This window comes from Fibrobacter sp. UWB5, assembly GCF_002210295.1.
Classification (GTDB): domain Bacteria; phylum Fibrobacterota; class Fibrobacteria; order Fibrobacterales; family Fibrobacteraceae; genus Fibrobacter.
In genome coordinates this window covers 882,177-899,514 of record NZ_MWQH01000001.1, presented here as the reverse complement: position 1 = coordinate 899,514, position 17,338 = coordinate 882,177, and the positions used below count along the sequence as shown (strand labels likewise).

Annotated in this window: 11 protein-coding genes; 2 read left to right on the top strand and 9 right to left on the bottom strand. The window is 53.7% G+C overall.

The window, feature by feature from the left end; all coding sequences use genetic code 11:
* Positions 1-5: 5 nt before the first annotated feature.
* The 3 genes from B7989_RS03695 to B7989_RS03685 all read right to left on the bottom strand — a co-directional run bounded on the left by B7989_RS03695 (position 6) and on the right by B7989_RS03685 (position 2,969).
* The gene (locus B7989_RS03695) at positions 6-926 is read right to left on the bottom strand and encodes a peptidase M23 (protein ID WP_088627239.1); all 921 of its coding nucleotides are present in this window, start codon (positions 924-926) and stop codon (positions 6-8) included.
* 4 nt (positions 927-930) lie between these two features.
* Entirely contained in the window at positions 931-1,602 is a 672-nt protein-coding gene (locus B7989_RS03690) for an STAS domain-containing protein (RefSeq protein ID WP_088627238.1), read from the bottom strand.
* A gap of 92 nt (positions 1,603-1,694) precedes the next feature.
* The gene (locus B7989_RS03685; protein WP_088627237.1) at positions 1,695-2,969 is read right to left on the bottom strand and encodes a hypothetical protein; all 1,275 of its coding nucleotides are present in this window, start codon (positions 2,967-2,969) and stop codon (positions 1,695-1,697) included.
* Between the two features lie 58 nt (positions 2,970-3,027).
* On the opposite strand from B7989_RS03685, the gene B7989_RS03680 reads away from it, so the two are divergent.
* A complete protein-coding gene (locus B7989_RS03680) occupies positions 3,028-3,930 on the top strand; it encodes a tyrosine-type recombinase/integrase (RefSeq protein ID WP_088627236.1) in 903 nt (300 codons plus the stop codon).
* A 4-nt stretch (positions 3,931-3,934) separates the two neighbouring features.
* On the opposite strand, the gene B7989_RS03675 is transcribed toward B7989_RS03680, so the two are convergent.
* Genes B7989_RS03675 through B7989_RS03665 form a run of 3 tightly spaced genes read right to left on the bottom strand, consistent with a single transcriptional unit; the run spans position 3,935 to position 7,612 of the window.
* Positions 3,935-5,065, bottom strand: coding sequence for a hypothetical protein (locus B7989_RS03675; protein WP_088627235.1), 1,131 nt, complete (start codon positions 5,063-5,065; stop codon positions 3,935-3,937).
* 8 nt (positions 5,066-5,073) lie between these two features.
* Positions 5,074-6,249: a hypothetical protein gene (locus B7989_RS03670; protein WP_233144233.1), complete on the bottom strand. Its 1,176-nt coding sequence runs from the start codon at positions 6,247-6,249 to the stop codon at positions 5,074-5,076.
* Between the two features lie 13 nt (positions 6,250-6,262).
* Complete coding sequence (locus tag B7989_RS03665; RefSeq protein WP_088627233.1) at positions 6,263-7,612, bottom strand: MATE family efflux transporter; 1,350 nt, start codon at positions 7,610-7,612, stop codon at positions 6,263-6,265.
* Positions 7,613-7,735: 123 nt separating this feature from the next.
* Between B7989_RS03665 and ychF the strand changes: the two genes are divergently transcribed.
* Positions 7,736-8,833, top strand: coding sequence for a redox-regulated ATPase YchF (gene ychF / locus B7989_RS03660; RefSeq protein WP_088627232.1), 1,098 nt, complete (start codon positions 7,736-7,738; stop codon positions 8,831-8,833).
* A 176-nt stretch (positions 8,834-9,009) separates the two neighbouring features.
* On the opposite strand, the gene B7989_RS03655 is transcribed toward ychF, so the two are convergent.
* The 3 genes from B7989_RS03655 to uvrA form a co-directional block, all read right to left on the bottom strand.
* Positions 9,010-9,576, bottom strand: coding sequence for a hypothetical protein (locus B7989_RS03655; RefSeq protein WP_088627231.1), 567 nt, complete (start codon positions 9,574-9,576; stop codon positions 9,010-9,012).
* Positions 9,576-11,903 carry an SUMF1/EgtB/PvdO family nonheme iron enzyme gene (locus B7989_RS03650; protein ID WP_088627230.1) on the bottom strand — a complete coding sequence of 776 codons (2,328 nt, stop codon included), beginning with the start codon at positions 11,901-11,903 and terminating at the stop codon, positions 9,576-9,578. The genes B7989_RS03655 and B7989_RS03650 overlap by 1 nt, the downstream gene beginning before the upstream one ends.
* 70 nt (positions 11,904-11,973) lie before the next feature.
* On the bottom strand, positions 11,974-17,268 hold the full coding sequence (gene uvrA, locus B7989_RS03645; protein WP_088627229.1) for an excinuclease ABC subunit UvrA: 5,295 nt from the start codon (positions 17,266-17,268) through the stop codon (positions 11,974-11,976).
* Positions 17,269-17,338 lie beyond the last annotated feature (70 nt).

Here is a 17,338-nt window from a genome sequence, read left to right as displayed (position 1 = left end):
AGGTATTAAAAACCGTTCAACTTTTCAAACGATGCAAGCGAATCCAATGCGACAGGATGCGTCGAAGCGTAGAAATCGCTCCAACGGACAAACTGACCATTCAGGCGAACCGACAAAAAGAAGGTCGCGCTGTCTTTCGGAGAAAGCCTGCCCAGCACCGACTGCACGCCAACGGTATCGCCCACCGACAGGGAATCGTTGGGAGCGCCCATGCCCAAAGTTTTGCTCGTGACGTTATAACCGTGGTCAATTTCAACAAAGTAACCAAGCGAGTCGTGTCCTGTTTCAAGCACGCGCCCCGCAAGCACCGGATAAATCGGAGCTTCGCCGACACCGCTAAACACATCCATCGCCAGCAACGATTCCTGGCCTTCGAAGTCGAAGCCTTCGTCAATCGAAAGCGCAGACCATTCCAGCGGAAGTCTCGGACACACTCCGGGGAACTTGCAGCCCGTATTCTTGGACACCCATATGTAGCTGGAGTCCGGTTTCATATAACGTAAATACACCGACGGTACGCTGTCTTCGTGCATCACGAGCAACGCATTACCGAAGTCCTTGACCGGGGCAATCCAGTGGAGTTTAGACTTTTCGGACTTGCGGAGAGAACCCACGTAACGTAGGAACGGGTTCGGCAAACGCGAAACGGGAATGGAATCGACCAACACCCACGAACACTGCGCAAGCCCCTGCTTTAACACGAATGGCTTACCGCCATAAAGTTTGCAGCGGTAATCCCAAGTTTCAATCGGCTTTTCTTCTTCGTTACCCGGAAGCGGCAACGCATTTGCGATTTTAGAGACAAAGCCCGAAAAATAGGCCGTCAAAGCCGCCACGGCCACAAGCACGAGTCGGATTAACGGGAACTTATGTTGAGTATTAAAAGTTTTTTGCTTACGTGTGTATTCTTGGAACTCGACAGGCATCGGACTAAAGGCTGAAAATCGCGATGGCACCGCCCACAGCAGCCAACATAAGCAAGGCAACAATGATCACTGTCTTGGCCGAAGACGGTTCTTCGTCGAACGGAACATCGAGGCCCTTCTTCTTGGAATTTTCCACCGGTTCTTCCTTGGCAATCGCATTGAAGCTCTTGGTGAACCTGCGATGCTGACCAGTACGGCGATCCAAATGAGACGGAGTCACATCGATAGAACCCATGGTGCTGCCCATGTTCTGCGATGCAACCGGAGCCGGTTCTTCGTGAGCAACTTCGAGTTCGGGTTCAGCGGCTGCAGCCGGAGACTGGGCCTGCAACGAGAACGACATCAAGTCTTCTTCGTAAGCGAAGACCATGATGCTTTTGTCGAGACCGGCCTTCTTGAGGCCAACAAGAATCGTCTGGTTGTTGGTAAGGACGGCAAAAATGCCCTTACGGTCATCCATTTCCTGCTGGAACTGGATAAAGGCATTGTAAGCGTCACTATAGACAAAGTCGAGACCCGTCAAATCGACGGCCAAATACTTTTCATCAGGCTTTTCAGCGAGAAGATCGCGAACATCTTTCTTAAACTGTTCGGCATCGAACGCCCCAATCGGATTCAGGGGGGCGGACATCAAATCAAAAATTCCAACTTCGCGATAATTCTTTAATTGCGGCATGGTAAAAATATAGCCTAATTATGGTTCAACGTGTGCGACCTATCACCAAAAAGTGCTCCTAAACTCGATAAAATCGCGGTTTTTGCCCCAAATTACTCTAAAACTTCGTCGTCTGTTTCGATGATTGCGTTCCTAGCCGGAGCGGGAGCGGCCGGCGAAGCGGCTGCCGGGCTTTCGCTTTGAGCCTCGGATGTAGACTGTTCCTGGTCAGGGGCAGAACCCTGTTCGGGAGCATTATCTGCAGCGCGAGAATCTTCGTAAGGTTCGCGTTCCATATCCTCGTAAGAGGTTTCGTCATCGGGTTCTTCAGTCAGGTTCTTGCTGCGGCCCGAAGCGGCTTCCGGCGTACCCGGCTTAGGCGCATGGCTGAACAAGTACGGACTGATACTCACGCTCACGCGATGCACCGGAGAAAGCACCGGGTGCGATTCGAAAGCGTAGTCGACTTTTACAAATTTTGCAATAACAAGACCCGCACCCGCAGTCACGCTTTGGAGTGTGGTAAAGCTCGAAAGGCCCGCCCTAAGCAAAAGGCCGAAATCAAAGGTGTATTCGATACCGCCGCGACCGCCCGAAAGCCAATCCAGCGGATTTTCCCACACGCGCTTGCCGCGGGACTGGTCCATTTCATAATCCAGGTCGCGAGCTTCACGGTGCAAGAGTTCTGCACCCTGCCAATACAGGTTCAACTTGCCATACAGGTAAGGCACCGGAAGTCCATAACTGGCTGCGATATACAGCTCCGGAGAAGAGTATTCGAACTCGCCCGATTCCCAACTGGTCGCCGAAGACGTCCAACCCTTCAAGAGGGCGGACAAATAAAGTTCATCGACCGCATTAAAGCGAAGTCCGGCATCGCCGCGGAAGCCCCAACCACTCTGGTCCATTTCGCGGTAAAGGCCGTGGAACCCGATACCCAAATCCAAGCGCTTGGTGAGCTTGCGGCCAAAGGTTGCCGAGAACACGTAGTCTGCAATCGAAAGCGTGTTGTAGTCGGAACCTTCGGGCAAAGGTTCGCCCTCTTTAATGTACGGGATATCGTCGGCACCGAATCTGGAAAAAGAAATACCTAAGCCCTGACCCTCACCCAGCGGCACCACCGTCGAAGCATAGTCATACTTTGTATCTTCATAGTATTCGGTATGCGAGAAAGATGCCCACGCGTAATTCACATTTGCAAGCTGGTAGGGGTTAGACATGAGCCCCAGGTAATCGCCATCGACGGCCATCGTCGCAGAACCCAATGCAGCGGAACGCGCACCCGGTTCAATATCCAAGGTCGCATTCGCACCTACCACACGGTCGGCGGCAAAAGAACTCGCAACAGCAATTAAAGCAATACAAACAGAATTTTTCGCTAATGTCATACTTTGACCTTCAAGATAGATTATTTTTGTTTCGTAGACCAGCGAAAAAGTATTTTAGATGAACCTTTCGGAACACATCGAGCAATATTTACAGTACATCGCGGACCGGCGACGTTTTTCGCCGCGTACAATCGACACGTACCGCAAGTCGCTCACAAAATTTCTGGAACATCTCGGCGAAGGCGCAGCGGACTTTCCGCTCAACGCCTTCTCGGAATCTAGCGTCAAGACATTCGTGTGGGACTTGAAGATGAAGCAGAAGCTTGCGCCCACAAGCATTTGCGAACACCTGGCCGCCTTAAAGAGTTTCGGCAAGTTCCTGGTCAAAAGCAAGACTCTTGAAAAGAATCCCGCCGAAAACGTGCCCATGCCCAAGCGCCCCAAGCGCTTGGTGAACGTTCTTGGACAAAAGGACTTGGCCGAAGAAAAATTCCCGGACATTGCGGACCCCACGCTCCAGCAAGTGCGCGCAAGGATTCTGCTCGAACTCATTTACGGTTCAGGACTGCGTATTTCGGAATGCCAGAATCTCACTTGGGATCGCATCGACACTAGCGCAAAACTCGTGCGCGTGCTCGGCAAGGGCAACAAGGAACGAATCGTCCCTCTGACAGAAAGTTTTATCGACCGCATCGCAAATTACAAACAAATGCAAATGCAGGCCGGTCACATTCCCTCCGCCACGGGCTACGTGTTCTTGAGCGAAGACGGCAAGCCGTTCGGCCTGCGCACGCTACGAAACGACATCCAGCACCTGCTGCGCGAAATCGGCTGGGAAGGCAAGGCCAGCCCGCACGTGCTACGCCATAGCTTTGCGACGCACCTGCTCGAAAACGGAGCCGAGATTATGAGCGTAAAAGAGATGCTCGGTCATTCGAACATCTCCACCACTCAGGTTTATACTCATGTAAATGCAGAACGCCTGCGAGCCGCCTTCAAGAAGACGCACCCGCGAGCATAACTCACTAGAAGAAACTTCCCTTGATGCCGACGGCGATAGTCCACTGCTGGCCAAAATCGGACCAGTCAGGAGTATCCCACTTGCGCATGGGGCTTTCGTCGTATTCGTCATCGGGGTCAGCCGCATTGCTCTTGTCATGGAGCGGCAAGGAGACCGCGAGAAACACCGGGAAGTCCGCATTCGAGAATTCGATGCCATAGGCAAATGCCACAGACCATGCCTGATGATCGGGGTCCGGACGCGGGTCGTAAGTTCCGACCTTTTCGGAATTAATCCAGGCGACGCCGAGCGGCACGGAGAAATTCACGCCGAAGCTCTGCACGATTCCCGGACGGCCGCGATAGCCGTAAGCAATGGAACCGCCCACTGAAGGAGGAGTGTAGGCGCCGAGGTCATTTTCGCCATAAGGCTTGAAACGGTACTCAAAGCGATCGCCCTTATGTTCCATGTCCTTCCAGTAAGAATCGTTGAATTCGTTCTCGCCCGAAATCAAGTGCATGGCAAACGGGTGCGTGTAGCTGAGACCATAAAGCCAAATACCTTTGTCGGTATCGCGGCTGTAATCCCAGCCCACCGTAAGCGAATACAGGCCCGAGCCCTTCTGGAAGCTGCTCGGCAAAAGTTCCTTGCCGGAATCAGTACCGCGCTTGATGTCATACTGACCTGTCGGAATGGAGAGGCTCGCAGAAAGCGATGCTGCGCCGCCACTACCGATTGTCTTGCTAAAGTCGATAGACACATCGCCCACGCCGCCTGTGGTGCGGTCTGCCGGAATCTGGTTACTGCGGTACTGCACTTCGCCGCTATGACTCGTCCACGGAATAGATACGCCGAGCTTGGTCGACCACGTCGGCTTGATAGACAGATGCGGAGTAAACGAGACTCCCGTAAAGTTCTGGCCGACCGTGTACTTGGTAAACGCTTCGACTTCAAGGTAACCGCCAGAAACACCCTGGCCAATCCACTTGATACCATCGCCAGAACCGCCACCGGAGCCGCCTGCGCCGCAGCCACCAATAGACTGCCACGGAGTCGCCACTTCTACAGGCGAATTTAAACCGGCATAAAACGCGCCACCGGCCACAGCAGCCAAGGCAACGCCAGACAAAATCCCGCTAAATAAATTCTTCTTCATCTTTTACCTCACGGGAGTTTCATCAAATAACCATTGTTCGCACCGGTCGCCAGGAAGAATCCATCCGGCGAACGTCCACCAATCATCGGGATCGAGGCAATTTCTTTCGCGTTGTCCACCCATTCAAACGCAAGGTCTGCAGGGGCATTGGCAGCCAGCTTGATTTCACGCATCACCGTACGGCCAGCGCTACCGTTTTGCACCGACGCATCAGACAAATCGTTCTTGTTCACGTACTGCGAACCTTGCGGGAATTCCGCCCACACCACAAAAAGACGGCCGGCAAAAGAGAACCAGTGAGGCTGAACCGGTTCAGAAATCATACCGGAAGTCTTTTCAATTTCAAACGGAGCGGCATCCTTCGAAAGTTCTTGAATAAAGGACCGCCAACCCGTCATCGAAGGATTGATGACGTTGTAGACCACATAGTTGCCATCCGGCGAAATCATGGGGCTATCCATCATCCAGCCATCGACATCAGACGGCTTCTTGAGCGTAACGGCCTTCTTGGTTCCGCCATTGGCGTAATCCACAAATACAATCTGGTCTTTCTTGTTCACATAAACCAGGCGCACTTCATTGGTGCCAAAGAATCCTTCAATTTTGGAATCATCTGCCGAAGAATCGCGCACGGCATCGGGATTTACCCACAAGTGCGGAGTGGCAAATTCGCTAATGTCCTTGTCGTAGAAGAAGAACTGCTTTTTGTCGGACATGCGAACGGCAAAGATTCCGTAATCCAAAATATCCGAGCAAGACTTGCTGTCTTTAGCCTTGAAGCCTCTAAGGGCTACGATATAGTTCGGATGCGTACTCCATTCCGGGTCCTGGAACTGGCAATCGCCCGCTTCGGTATCGCGCATCAAGTACCAAAGAACCTTGCCCGACGTATCGGACACCGAAAGACGGTCATGCTGCACCACCTTCGAAGTCGTGTACACCGAATCGGGGGCTTCTACATTCAGCTTGCCGCCAAAGTTCAGCCAAAGCATTGCTGCCGGATAATTTTCAGGATCCTGGGAAACGGAAGGGTTGCAAATTTGCTTGCCACCGTTCACCGCAAAAATCGAACCCGTGTCAGTTTTTTCATTGGAGGTTTCAGACTCCGTAAACTGTTCCGGCTCGTAAACGCAAGCCGAAAGGGCTAATACAAAAGATAAAGCAGTAAGGCTAAAGTAACGCATCATCCGAAATATACTAAAACTTAGCACGCCGGACATGGTAAAAATAGATTCCCATAATCACAGATATCGTAAGAATCCAGCTTATCGGGTACACAACCATCAACGAGGCGAAAGATTTGTACTGGGGGAACACGAAAATCACCCAGAGAATACGGATTCCGCAAACGCCCACCATGCAGGTAAGGGCCGGCGCCAGGGACTTTCCCATTCCCGAAAGCGCTCCCGAAAATACGTCCAGGAACACGTTAATCGCCAAAAGCCCCACCACCACGTACATGCGGATAGAACCGATTTCAATGATTTCGGCATTAGACGTAAACACGCTCAACATGGGCTTTGCAAAAATGCAGCAAAGCGCGCTCAACACGATTGTAGAAGAGCAACCCAACAGGAGCGTCCAGCGGACCGTGCGACGACAGCGTTCCATATTCTTCGCGCCATAGTTTTGTCCGACAAAGGTTACGCACGCCTGCGAAAAGGAACTGAGCCAGTAATACACCACGAATTCATAGTTCAGCGCCACAGCCGAAGCCGCCACCGTGGCAGAACCAAGGCTGTTAATGGCCGACTGCAGGCACACATTGCTGAACGAGAACACGACGCCGCGAAGCCCTGTCGGAATCCCTACGCGCAGAATGCGGCTCAAGAAGAAGGGCGTCACGCGCAACTTCCAGAATTCCAACTTGAAAGGGCCCACCTCGTGCAATAGGAGGTAGAACAAAATAACGCCACTAATGACGTTTGCAATCACTGTCGCAATGGCCACGCCTGACACGCCCATGTCAAAGCCCGCCACCAGAATCAGGTTCAGCACCACATTCACCGCCCCCGCCACCATGAGTACATAAAGCGGACGCTTGGTATCGCCCTTGCTACGCAAGACCGCCGACACAAAGTTGTAGACCATCACGAAGGGCATGCCCGCAAAGTAGATTTGCAAGTAGCGCACCGCCATGTCCAACACGTCTGCCGGAGTCGAAATCAGTTCAAGAATCGGTCTTGCAAAAAAGATGCCCACGAAAGAAAGGAATATTCCGCTAAAGAAGGCGACCATCACCGACGTGTGCACGCTACGGGTCACGGAACGGTAACTGCGTTCGCCAATGGAATTGGCCACCACCACGTTCGCACCTACGGAAAGGCCAACGAACAAGTTGATTAGCAGGTTGATGACGAAGGTGTTCGCGCCCACGGCGGCCAAGGCCTTGTCGCCCGCAAACTGCCCCACCACGGCAACGTCTGCCAAGTTGAACATCTGCTGGAAAATGCTACTCAAGGCAATAGGGATAGCGAACCTCAGGATTTTTCTCCCGAGGGGCCCATTCAGCATATCGATGTTCGTCTTCGATGAGAGCCCAGCCATACCTTACCTTAAAAACGGGCGTAAATTTAGATTTTCATGGGACTGCCTACAAGGGCATTTTTCTACCTTTACATCGCAAAAAAACGAGCGGCAGATATGTTGCCGCCAAAACTGGAGATTATCATGGGTTTTAAATGCGGTATCGTAGGCCTCCCCAACGTGGGCAAGTCCACCATCTTTAACGCCATCACCAACGCCGGCGCCGAAGCTGCCAACTATCCGTTCTGCACCATCGAACCGAACGTGGGCATGGTGAGCGTGCCAGACAGCCGCCTCGACGAACTGGTCAAGGTCTACAATCCGAAATCCATCGTTCCCGCTGTTACAGAATTCGTGGACATTGCAGGTCTTGTAAAGGGTGCCGCCCAGGGCGAAGGCCTCGGCAACCAGTTCCTGACCCACATCCGTGAATGCGAAGCCATCATGGAAGTCATCCGCTGCTTCGACGACGAAAACATCGTGCACGTACACGGTTCCGTGGATCCGGTCCGCGACGTGGAAATCATCGAGACCGAACTGATTCTGAAGGACCTCGACTCTGTCGAAAAGCGCCTCGCCACCGAAGCCAAGGCTGCCCGTATGGGTGGTGCCGAAGCCAAGGCCCGCCTCGCCGCTTGCGAAAAGCTCCGCGACGCCTTCCAGGAAGGCAAGGCCGCCCGCACCGTGATGCACGACAGCGAAGAAATGGAACTCATCGTGAAGGACTTGGCTCTCCTCACTGCAAAGCCGCTCTTCTACTGCGCCAACGTGAAGGAAGACGACATTCTGACCGGCAACGCCTACGTGGACCAGCTGAAGGAATACGCCGCCAAGAACGGTCACGAAGTCATCATGATCAGCGGCAAGATTGAAGAAGAACTCTCTGCCATGGAACCCGCCGACAAGGTTGAATTCCTCAAGGAACTCGGCATGAAGGAATCGGGCCTCGACGCCGTAGTCCGCAAGGGTTACGAAATCCTCGGTCTGCGCACCTTCTTCACCGCTGGCGAAAAGGAATGCCGCGCCTGGACGTTCCACGCCGGCTACAAGGCTCCGCAGTGCGCAGGCGTGATTCACACCGACTTCGAACGCGGCTTCATCCGCGCCGAAACTTTGAGCTACGAAGACTTCCTGAAGCATGGCAGCTGGAACGCCGCCAAGGAAGCAGGCCTTGTCCGCACCGAAGGCAAGGACTACGTGGTACAGGACGGCGACATCATGTACTTCCTGTTCAACGTTTAATGTTTGCTATTTCAATTCAAAAAGGGAACGCAACGCGTTCCCTTTTCTTTTTGCAAATTTATTGCGCCGACAGGCGCCCACGAAATAAACCGCAAGTCAGAACTTGCAACCAGAATATCGCGGTTTATTGAGTGCCGGGTAGGTTTTAGGGAGGGCTAAGCCCTCCCTAATCTCATTTATTGTTTCTTTTTGGCGGCGCGTTTGGCCTTGATTTCTTCAACAATCGGGCGAATAATCGTCGCGAGGTTCATCGCGGTCCCTATCAGAATCATGAACGATGCGGCATGAATCCCGATGCCGGGTTCCACCTTCAAGAGCGACATTCCCATGGCTGAATTGATCTGCGCGAGTTTCGAGAGGAAGAACCAGAGCGAAACCATTGTCAGCATGCCCATGGCAATCGAACCGAGCGGAGTGATCAGCGCGAACAAGCCCGCAATCACAGCCCCCGCAAGAATCACGTAGAGGAACGGTACCGGTTCCATTTGCGGGAAATGCGGCATGGTCTGCCGGAACTTTTCCATGGCACTCGGGTTACCCGTTTCCATCTTTTCAAGAATACCCAAGGCAGGCTGTTTCAGTTCCTGTCGCAGATCGAGACCCGAGGCAAGCTCATAAAGATTGGGCTCGGCAATCACGTCGTCAGCACAAGAAACATTTGCCAAGGGCATCAGCAAAGCAACAATAACAAGCAAATACGGGATCGCCGTAAGCTTTTTAAACAGACGCATTCCTTTAAACATTACTTTCCTTCAAAAAGATCCCTGGGGAATGCGCAACGGAAACCGATGGCATCAGACCAGTAACGCGGATCTTCATCATCACGTTCAGTCAGGTTCAGCAGACTTTCTTTGTCTTTCCAGGAACCACCCTTATACACCTTGGAAGAACCCATCATGGCGCCCGTCGGGTTAGAAGATTCCACCCAGACCGAGAACATGAAGTACTTGTCGCGAGTCCATTCGGCGACGTTACCCGACATATCGAAGATACCCCAGGCGTTGGACTTCTTGGTGCTTACCGGCTGCGGACCATATTCGGGACTCTTCTTGCCACGGTTATAGGAGTTCGCCTTGTAAATGGCGTACATACCCGGGTTCGGGTCTTCGTCAAGGTTCCAAAGAGCGCCTTCGTTGTTGTCGGCGCGGCCAGCAAATTCCCACTGGGCTTCGGTCGGCAGGTCGCCACCGATTGCCTTACAGAAGGCTTGGGCATCGTTCCAGGTGATGTTGTGCACCGGATGGCGGGCACCCGTAAAGGTAGAGCGATCCTTAATGCGCTTCGTAGAATCCACCTTGGCCATCACGTCCTTGAAGAACTGCTGAGTCACTTCGGTCGTGTGGATTGCGAACGGAGACAGGGAAACCACCTTGCCCTTGTAACGGAAAGAACCGGAATCGATCAAGGCCACCGAGCCACGGTCGCGGTCGCGAATGACGCGCGGGACCTTCATGGAAACATCGAGCGTCACGCCGCTGTCGTCCACCTTGAGCACCTTTGCCTTGGGTTCCTGCACCTTATGGGCTTCTTCTTCGATCGGGCGGTTCAGCCATTCCTGAACTTCGGGTTCGTCAAAGATATACTGCGGAAGTTCAAAAGCACCACGGCTCTGGACCGGTTTGTCGTTCACGACCAGTTCGTGCTTTTCGTAACGGTAATGATGGCGGCCCTTCAAGTCACCTTCGTGATAAATCCAGACGGGCTTGTTTCTTTCGATAGAGATAAAGGCGCGAGAAGAGGCTCCCGACGTGAGCAGGGCGAACAAGGAGTCTGCGGTATAACCTTCGGCGTTACCCGACCAGGAAACATCGTAGCGGTCGCCTTGCTTGCCGTAGTTGATGCGAACAGCCTTCATCTTGCAGACCGTCTTGGTCTTGGGAGCAGGCGGTTCGGCCGGAGCGGCTGCAGAATCCTTGGCCGTAGAATCGACCTTGGCCGGGGCAGGTGCCGGAGCTGCAGAGGAATCAATCACCTCTTCGCAGGCATTTTCATCGTAAATAGCCTCGATAGAGGTAGGCACCAGCGACACGCGGTGCGGCAAAGCCTGCAGGCTATCCAGTTTATGGCGAATGGCGACGTTTACAGCGCTTGCGGAACCCATCCTGTTCATGCGCCAATAAAGCTTGGCTTCTTCGCGCTTGCCATTGTAGCGATTGCGGTACTTGATATAGACGCTGTCATCGGAAGACACGCCGAGAAGCAGGGGCTTGCGAAGCGGCGGATAAATCTTGTCAAATTCGTTCGTATCGACCTTTTCAACGGTGGCCTGGACATCGTGGGTAAGCACATCGAACAGGCGTTCGGTTTCTTCGAGAGTCTTGGCGGCAGCAACCGCATGCAAAGTGACCGTGGTTGTCGCCTTGACCTTGGAGGCGGTATCTACAACCGGCAATTGCGGTTTAAGCTCAACCATGGAACCGCCCGGAACAGAAATGGCATCGACATACGGCAGGTGGTCCGGAGCCGAGAGCGAGAACGCATACATGCCCGGGTTAATCGGATAAAGCAAAGACGGGACTTCTTTCATGGGAACAGAAATCGAAACCGCTTCGAGGCCCTTAACGTTGGACTTGATCGAAATGATGCCCGGGCGTTCCGTTTCCTGAATCATCTGCCATTGGCCATTCTTTCTGAAATAGAGCTTCGGCACACGCGGAGAATAGAGGTATTCCCTATCGAAATAGATGTCGGCTTCGTCCTGGAAAGCCCTGGAGGTCTGGGAGCCGTAGAAACGCAGCAGCATCACTTCGGCCGGACGCAGATAGTTATCGGCCAGGCTAAAGGCGTGAAGTTTTTCAAAGTTCTTGACATCAATGGGACCCGAGAACCAAAGGTATTCCTTAGGACCCTTCTTATGGCGCATGAACATGATGTTCGGGCGCAGCGGAACCATCGGGGATTCCGACAAGATCATTTTTTCCTTCTTGACAATCGCCATATTGGCGACAGGCTCCATCAGAGCGCCTTCCTTGAACATAGTCGGGGCGACCCTGAAATTCTTGTCGCTGTCGGCTGCCCAAGTCAGTACCGGCAACAGCAACAAAAGCGGAAGCAAACGAGTAAGGGACATATTTTCTCCTGTTTACATTTCTAAACGAAATATAAAAACATTTCTTTTTTTTCACACAGCGATGGTATTTTTAGGTCTGATTTGCCCCGATTTTGAGCAAATGACCACCTTCGGCACCGCCAACAGGCCCAAGTTCCACTTTCCAGTCCGAAAGACGGATGATATCGGGGTGATGTTCGATGACGATGACCGTATCACCGCGGGCAGAGAGTTTGCGCAACATGTTCCAGAGAATCTGAATATCCTTGAGGTGGAGCCCCGTGGTCGGCTCGTCGAGCAGGTAAACCATTTCCTGGGCGGGTTTGCGAGCAAGTTCCGCAGCCAATTTCAGGCGCTGGGATTCGCCACCGCTGAGCGTCGTTACAGACTGACCAAGTTTCACGTACGGGAGGCCCACATCGCGCAGGCATTCCAGCTTTGGCAAGATTTTCGGCTGGTCCTTGAAGAATTCGCAGGCTTCGGCCACGCGCATGTCGAGCACGTCGGCGATATTCTTGCCCTTGAACGTGACGGTGAGCGTTTCTTGATTGTAACGCTTGCCGCCGCAGACATCGCAGACTTCCCACACATCCGAAAGGAAGTGCATTTCTACCGAGATGGCGCCGCGGCCTTCGCAGGCCTCGCAGCGGCCGCGAGCCAAGTTGTAACTGAAGCGCCCGTAGTCGAAGCCTTTCAACTTGGCTTGCGGCAGTTTGGCGAATAGCTTGCGTATGTCGTCAAACACGCCTGTGAAACTCGCGGGCGTGCTGCGAGGAGTTCCCGAAATCGGGCTTTGGTCGACTAACAAAACTTCGCCATTCTGCTTCTTGCGACCGCGGGCCTGGAATTTCTTTTTGAGGCGCGGGTAAATTTCGTCCATGACCATGGAACTCTTGCCCGAGCCAGACACACCGCAAACCACGCTGATGGCGCCCTTCGGGAACTTTACAGACAAATTCTTAAGGTTGTTGTGATTCAACTTTTCGAATTCGTAGAATTCCGTGGAATCGGTAATGGGCTTCGCCGCAATCTCGTTTGCCATCGGGATGGTATGCGTCAGGTACTTGACCGTTTCGCTGCGAGGGAACTGTTGCAGGGCATAAGGCTTGGAAAGCTGTTCCGGAGAACCTTCGGCAACCACTTCGCCACCGAACTCACCCGCCGCCGGGCCCATATCGATAATATGGTCCGCCGCCTGCATCATCTTCATATCATGTTCCACCACAACAAGCGTATTACCGAGGTCGCGCAGGCGGTAAAGCGTATTGAGCAACATAGCGGTATCGCTTTCGTGCAAGCCCACCGTGGGCTCGTCAAGCACGTAGAGCACACCTTCGAGGCCGCTACCGATTTGGCTTGCAAGGCGAATACGCTGGGATTCACCGCCGCTGAGCGTGTCGCCCGCACGGTCGAGGCCGATATAGCCGAGCCCTACACCCTTGAGGAAGTTGAGGCGGCCGACAATTTCGCGAAGCAAGGGTTCGGCCACCGTCATCTTGCCGTCGGCATTCTTGTCGTCCCCGAAATTGTCTCGCTTAAAGTTTTCGTTGCTGAACCATTCGAGCGCCTGGGCGATGCTCATGTGGTTCACATCCATGATATTCTTGTCGCCAATGCGGACCGCCAAATATTCTGGTTTCAAGCGTTCGCCATGACAATCGGGGCAAACTTCGCCATCTTTAAAGTGCCCGAGGCCAAGACAAGTTTCGCAGGCGCCCCAGTGAGTGTTAAAGCTGAAATGCTTCGGGTTCAGCGCCGAATCCATGTACCAGCCGCAATCGGGACAACCCGGCTTTTCGGAGCAGGCCAAGCGACCGCCCTTCTCGTCTTCCACATAAAGGATTCCGTTGCCGTCGCGGTAACCGCGTTCAAAAGCTTCCACCAGGCGAGCGCGATTGTCTTCTTTCACCACGACCGTATCGACGACGGCGAACAACTGCTTTTCGCGGGTCGGGATTTTCGGCAGCGGAAGTTCCACGAGCTTGTTGCCGAGGTAAACCTTGCGGTAGCCCTTCTCAGTGAGGATTTTTGAAAGTTTGAGCACATCCTTGATTTCGAACGGGGCAAGCACCATGACTTTCTTGTTCAAGTCGCGGTCGAAGGCGTATTGCATCAGGTCGCCCGCGCTGTACGAAGACACTGGCTTCCCGCATTTCAAGCAATGCGGGGTCCCGACCCTCGCCCAGAAAATGCGGAAGTAGTCATAAATTTCGGTGAGGGTCGCGACCGTACTGCGCGGGCTCTTGCTGGCACTCTTCTGGTCGATGGCAATTGCCGGCGCAAGGCCCGAAATGGAATCAATGCTTCCGTGGTCAGGGCGACCGAGGAAGCGGCGGGCATACGTGCTCAACGTCTCCACAAAGCGGCGCTGGCCTTCGCTAAAGAGCGTATGGAAAGCGAGGCTCGACTTGCCGGAGCCCGAAACGCCTGTGACCACCGTAAGCTTGTGACGCGGAATCGTGACGTCAATGTTCTTGAGGTTATGCTTGCGGGCACCATGCACCTCGATATCGAGGGACAAGTCTTCACCGCCCTTGAGCGTGCGATCAAAATGATGGTTTTCGCCATGCTTTTTCGCAAGCACCGGAGCAAGGTACTTGCCCGTCTCGGATTTTTTGCACTTCGCAATCTGTTCCGGCGTTCCCGTAGCAATCACGCGACCGCCGTGAATACCCGCATCCGGGCCCAAATCGATAATCCAGTCAGCGCACTTGATCACGTCCAGATTGTGTTCGATAATCACGACGCTGTTGCCGAGGCTACGCAAGCGATTCAGGCAATCCATGAGTTTGCGGATATCTTCAAAGTGCAAACCCGTCGTCGGTTCGTCGAGCAAGTAAAGCGTCTTGCCCGTACCCGGGCGGCGCAGTTCAGAGGCTATCTTGATTCTCTGCGCTTCACCGCCGCTGAGCGTTGTCGATGGCTGTCCGAGCGTCAAGTAGCCAAGGCCCACTTCCACCAGCAAATTCAGCGGTTCTGCAATCTTCGGGATGTCCTTGAAGAATTCCGCCGCATCAGCAATGCTCAAGTCGAGAATTTCAGAAACATTCTTGCCCTTATAATAGACTTCACGCGTTGCATCGTTAAAGCGCTTGCCGCCGCACACATCGCAAGTCACCTGCACACTCGGCAAAATATGCATATCCACGATTTTCACGCCTGCGCCTTCGCAGGCATCGCAGCGGCCACCCTTCACGTTGAAGCTGAATCGGCTCTTGCTGTAACCGCGAATCTTGCTTTCTTCCATACTGGCGAAAAGGTCGCGCACATCGTCCCAAATCTTGGTGTACGTCGCCGGATTGCTTCGCGGCGTGCGGCCAATCGGCGTCTGGTCGATTTCAATCACCTTGTCGATGTTTTCAAGGCCTTCCAGGTGGTCAAACTTGCCGACCGGTTCTTCAGAATTGTAGAATACGCGGGCCAATTCGCGGCGCAGAATCTGGTTGATGAGCGTACTCTTACCGGAACCCGAAACGCCCGTCACCACCGTCAACGCACCATCCAGCGGGATTTCCACATCGATATTCTTCAGGTTATTTTCGGCAGCACCGCAAATCTTTAATTTCGGCGTATTCTTGTCAATCTTCTTGCGGGTTGCAGGAATTTCAATCGCCTTGCGGCCGCTCAAATAAGCGCCCGTCAGCGAAGCCTTATTCTTTTCCAGTTCTTCAACAGTTCCTGCCGCAATCACGCGGCCGCCCTCTACGCCGGCACCCGGCCCCACGTCAATCACGCAGTCCGCATGGCGCATGGTATCTTCGTCATGTTCCACGATAATCAGGCTATTACCCTGCGCCCTCAAATGCTCCAACATCCCGAGCAGTTTATCGTTATCGCGGGGGTGGAGCCCGATGCTCGGCTCGTCAAGCACGTAAAGCACACCCTGCAGGCCGGCGCCCACGGCGCTTGCAAGCCTGATTCGCTGCGCTTCACCGCCCGAAAGCGTGGACGCCTTGCGGTTGATATTCAGGTAGCCAAGCCCCACCGCATTCAAGAACGAAAGTCGCCCGCGGATTTCCTTCAAAATTTCCTTGCCGATTCGCTTTTCCTTTTCGGACAAGTCAATCTTGTTGAAAAAATCCACCGACTTTTCGACGGACCATTCCGTCATCTCGGTCAGATTCACACCATGGAACGTGACCGCATTCGCCGTGCGGTTAATGCGCGTGCCGTGGCATTCGGGGCAAACGCCAATCTGCATGTACTTGCGGAAGTGGAAAATGTGCCACATGTCCCACAGTTCCTGCATAATCGGGATAATGCCGCGTTCCGATTCACTCGGCGTACCGTACAGTACGGCATCCTGTTGCGCCTTTTTGAGCTTGTTCCACGGCGTATCCAGCGAAAAATGCATCTCGTTTGCGATGTTCCTCAAGTTGCGGCGGCCGAAGTCGCTGAAAATCAGCGTACCGTCGTCCTTCTTGATGGTCGCGATACAGCCGTCCTTAATCGATTTCGTCTTGTCCGGGATAATCAAATCCAAATCGAACTTGTAGCTTTCGCCCATGCCCTTACAGGCGGGGCAACGGCCCTTCGGATCATTAAAGCTGAAAAATCGCGGTTCCAGTTCCGGAATAGAAATGCCGCACTTGGGGCAAGCGAGCAACGTGCCCTGCAGGCGATATTCTTCCTTCCCCTCTCCGGCGCCATCCCTGCCAGAACCGCCCGCAGCCAGCAAGAAACTCACGAGCTTTCCGTCGGTCAGCTTCAACGCACCTTCCAGCGCCTCGCGCAAACGGCTCTTGTTCTTGCGCTCCAGCGTCAAGCGGTCAATCACCGCCTCAATCGTGTGCTTCTCATAACGCACCAGTGCCGGAACATCTTCCAAGCGGTAAATCGTGCCGTCCACACGGGCACGCACAAAGCCGTTTTCCTTGAGCTCGGCCAATTCCTTGCGGTATTCGCCCTTGCGCTCCTGCACAATCGGGGCCATCACCGTAATCTGCTTGCCCTCGTCGCTCACATACAAATTATCGACAATCTGGTCCACCGTCTGGGCCTGGATCACGCGCCCGCAATCGGGGCAATGCGGCACGCCCAAGCGCGCAAAAAGCAAACGGTAATGGTCCAAAATCTCCACCACCGTACCCACTGTGGAACGCGGGTTACGGTTCACCGTCTTCTGGTCAATCGAAATCGTCGGCGAAATGCCGCGCACGCTTTCCACCTCGGGATGCTTCATGCGGCCAATGAACTGGCGCGCATACGCCGAGAGCGACTCCACAAAGCGGCGTTGGCCTTCCTGGAACACCGTATCGAACGCGAGACTCGACTTGCCCGAGCCCGAAACACCGGTCACCACTACAATCGAATCGCGGGGAATAGAAAGGTTCACATGGCGGAGGTTATGTTCGTGCGCATCGCGGATTTCAATCGACTTAGTCATGCCGCGCAATATAGAAAAAGACGGCCTAGCCGTCTAATTTTCAGTGAACAAATGTGCAGAATATCAAGCT